The 3,832-nt window shown below is 34.0% G+C and carries 3 protein-coding genes and 1 pseudogene; 1 reads left to right on the top strand and 3 read right to left on the bottom strand.

Annotated elements, in window-relative coordinates; all coding sequences use genetic code 11:
• Nucleotides 1–140 (bottom strand): annotated as a pseudogene (locus BB781_RS15490) (IS21 family transposase); the annotation flags it as partial.
• Between the two features lie 123 nt (nucleotides 141–263).
• Here BB781_RS15490 and BB781_RS15065 point away from each other — a divergent pair.
• The gene (locus tag BB781_RS15065; protein ID WP_094229266.1) at nucleotides 264–1,694 is read left to right on the top strand and encodes a hypothetical protein; all 1,431 of its coding nucleotides are present in this window, start codon (nucleotides 264–266) and stop codon (nucleotides 1,692–1,694) included.
• A 17-nt stretch (nucleotides 1,695–1,711) separates the two neighbouring features.
• Here the strand turns inward: BB781_RS15065 and BB781_RS15060 are convergent, their stop codons facing one another.
• Nucleotides 1,712–3,253, bottom strand: coding sequence for a hypothetical protein (locus BB781_RS15060; protein ID WP_094229265.1), 1,542 nt, complete (start codon nucleotides 3,251–3,253; stop codon nucleotides 1,712–1,714).
• A gap of 218 nt (nucleotides 3,254–3,471) precedes the next feature.
• Nucleotides 3,472–3,723, bottom strand: coding sequence for a hypothetical protein (locus tag BB781_RS15055; protein WP_094229264.1), 252 nt, complete (start codon nucleotides 3,721–3,723; stop codon nucleotides 3,472–3,474).
• Nucleotides 3,724–3,832: the final 109 nt, after the last annotated feature.

Below are 3,832 nucleotides of genomic sequence, written 5' to 3'. Positions count from 1 at the left end.
TTCATTTCAGGATGTGTCGTCTGGCGGGCATATTTCCTCACTGTTTTCCTGTCTTTACCTGTTCTTTCTGAGATCTTACTGATGCTCAGACCTTGTGAATACAAATCTCTAATCAATAGCCAATCCTCCGCTTTCAGCATTATTCACAATCCTTGAACTTTTGTCAGGAATTGTGAACTGGGGAATTTTAAACCGCCGAAAGTGGGGAATTATTCACCGCCGATGACAACTATCTAACATCCAAATCTCCAATGTGGTTCTCCTTGCCTGATATAATCAGTTCAGTGCTGTTAACTGGCAAAGTTCCAGAGATTGTTGAAGCTGTCCGTTTTGTTCCTTCAGGTGTGCAAGAAGGTCTTAATCAATCCTCCATACTTGGAATAGACCTTGATCCAAGGAAAGACAACCTCATTCAAGTCTTTGTTGAAGAAAGGCAGAAAATCCAAATCAGAATGAAGAATATGAAGAGGGATAGTTCTGAGTATCGACACCTTTCAAGTCAGGCACAAGCAATCAAGATTCTTGTTAATGTTATGAGTTATGGAATCTTCATAGAACTCAATCCTGAGGACAAGAAGAGCGATATAGAGGTCTATGGTCTTGATAGTTTTGATACCTCTGAAAACAGATTTGAGAAACCCGGAAAGTACTATCATCCACTGCTTGCAGTGATGATTACTTCAGGTTCTCGCCTGTTTTTGTCCATGGCTGAGGCCAAGGTAAAGAAGCTTGGCTCAGCCCATGCTTACATGGACACTGACTCGGTATTTGTTCCACCTGAGCATGCTCAAGATGTTGTGGATTACTTCCAGCCACTTAACCCTTACAACCTTGACATATCGTTGCTGAAGCCAGAAAAAGAAGATATGTGGTTCTATGGAATTTGTTCTAAGAGATATGCTTTATACAACAAGGAAGGAGAGAACTTCAGCTTCTATGAGCATGAGAGGTCCTACAAACTGCATGGTCTGGGACATTTGGCAAATCCTTTTCCTAATGACAATAAAGACTGGCATGCTGATGTCTGGTTGGATATTCTTCGCTTACATTATGGGATCATAAAACCAATTGACATTGAGGAGAAGTATTCTAATCTCTATGCGGTCTCAAAGCTTACTGTCAGCACTTCAAATGTGTTGAAGAGATTTAAGAAGATCAATGAAGGCAAACCATGGTCTGAACAAATCAAACCTTTCAATTTTTGCAATGTTGGTTTTCAAACTATAGAGGATAATGGACAAGCCATTAAACCCTTGTCGCCATACTCTAAAGACTCGCAGAAAATAGTCTATGAACCATTTCTAGACTACAATACAGGTGAGATTAAACAGGGATCTCATTACTTCAAATCTCTGAATATGACCATCTTGCAGTATGCAGACCACCCTGAATACAAGTATGAAGGGGATATAGGACCAATGAAACGCAGGCACATCCATGCTGATAGTGTTATCCTTATTGGAAAGGAAGCTAACAATATTGATGACCAGCCTTTGGATATCTGGCAGGCTCAGGTATTTGTCAATAAGCAGGATATCATGGATAAGATACTGGAACTAACTCCTGATACAGCTAGAAAGGTGGGGGTTGCTTACAGAGGTACTCTGAAGAGGATTCAGGATACAATCAGGCTAACCGGAGAGATCAACCTGAATGCTAGATTTATGAGGAATCTTGCGGATAAGCTCATATGAGAGCTTATTCCTTTTTTTTATTTTTTCCCGAGGGAACCAATTTCTCTAAACCCTACCATTTTTACATTTTTATACTCCTTTATTGGAGGATAACTTTTAGTAACGGCGACCCCTATAAATTCTTTTATGTTGTTATAATCAACATCTGCATGATCAGGAAATTGCATATTTTCTTTGTAATCACATAAATTCTTCTCTAAATTATTTTTCACATAATTGACTTTATCTGTAAGGTTTGGTATAGGTTTCGGATTCCCACCTGTATATTTAAACCCATCTACAATACCTTTTAAATCTCTCTCCCTATGACCATGAACTCTTCTGTGTTCAAAAAAAGGTCTTATATCCCAGATTTTGCTTTCGACAATATATAAAGTATTATTGTTCCACGCAATTGTATCGATTTCTAATTTATTTTTCTTTTTCGTATTCACTCTTACGTTAAACCCGTTTTTGTGAAATTCATTTGGAACATCTATTTTTTCAAATATTTCGGATAATGCTTCAGTTTCTTTTCTGAACAAATCTTTGTAGTAAATAGAATAGTAAAACAATTCAATTAAATTAGTAAAATATAATGAAATGACAACTTTATCCTCATATTCTACGAAAAGAGGAAAAATATCTTGGTTTTCACCATTATATACCAAATCTTTGTAAAGTTTAATCTGATCTAAGTCTTTGAATTCACTTTGCAAAAACTGTTCAAATTGGTCTCTGTTTGTAAAAGTTAATAAGCCATGTTGAAAGCCAAAATTGTTAATAAGTTTTTGAAAAAGACCAATAAGAACCTTTTTGTCTTCCAAGTAATCAAAATTAAATGTACTCTCAAATAACTTGTTTTTAGTTAATCCTGCTGTAAAACTTTGCAATAATGGATATAAGTTATGTATGTACTCACCAGGAGTATTCATTTTAACATTAGTAGTGTTGTTTTTTACTCTCTCATATTCTTCTTGGTAATTATCGAGAAACTTTTTACCCTCTTCCGCCGTCATAATCAGATTTTGGTCAAAAGATTCAATGACTATTATCCAATCTTCGTCATAGACAAATTCAAAGTTAGAGAACAATTTACTTGGATTAATATTTTCGATCTCAATATCTTCTTTTACTATATAGTACCCAAAATCCTCTTCTATTAAATAACAATGTTCTTTGATTTCAATTAGCGTTTGAAAACTAGAAAGAATTTGCATTACGTTCTCTGTTTTGTCAATTTCAATTCCACCAGTTTCGTCACTGTACTCTATAACTTTCTTTATTAGAATATTTATTGACAACAATTCGTTTAGTTTAATGAATGGGGTTTCTATGATAAATTTGCTGTATAACTTTTCACGGAAATCAAGTAGCCAAACCAGAAAGTTTTTTTTATTGTATTTTTTCAAAGCAGGTAAAAAAATGTCATTTACGAACTGATATTGTTTTTCACATAATTTTATGCTATCTTCCTTTGTTAATATATGCAAACCATTACATTTGGGACAACATTTCGCATTTTGTTTTTCTCTTTGATAATACAATATTTCTTTTATTCCACATTTATCACAAACCATGAAACTAAAAGCAAAATAACTCTACATAAACTTTGTTGAAAACTATAGTTTGATACAAAACAACTTTCCAAAATTTTGAGTATCTTAATTTCAGGATACCTATTACCCCGCATAAGTGAGGGGGGATATAGGTAACTGTAAAAAACGGAACTTTTTATTTTTTTATTTTTTTAAAAAAGTCAAACAGAATACTAATTCTGAATAAAAATGTTGAAATATCAATCTTCTGCCAATGAAGAGTTATATTCATTTATTTTAAAGTCATTTAAATTTGTTTGGGTTCCATGATAGCTCTTTTTTGTTTCTTTTAAAGTAGCAACCGCAGACCACATAACTTTTATTTCAATGTCGTTGTCGATTAAAGTAATAGCTTCATTGTCAAAAACATTTACTAACCTTAACTCTGCTGTTTTTAGGGCATAACTATCCTTCTGATTACGTCTGTTAATAACGTTTCCTCTTACACACATTCTCCATCTTTTAGTTGGAAGGTACTACTTCCATCTTAAATTTTATGTTGTAGTCCTCTACAGTAATCGAAAATCTGTCTGTAATATCAGCGCAATCTATTAATACAAT

This window comes from Methanolobus psychrotolerans (assembly GCF_002243045.1).
In the GTDB taxonomy this organism is placed as follows: Archaea; Halobacteriota; Methanosarcinia; order Methanosarcinales; family Methanosarcinaceae; genus Methanolobus; species Methanolobus psychrotolerans.
Note: the sequence above shows the minus strand (reverse complement) of the source record. Positions and strands in the feature narration are given on the sequence as shown.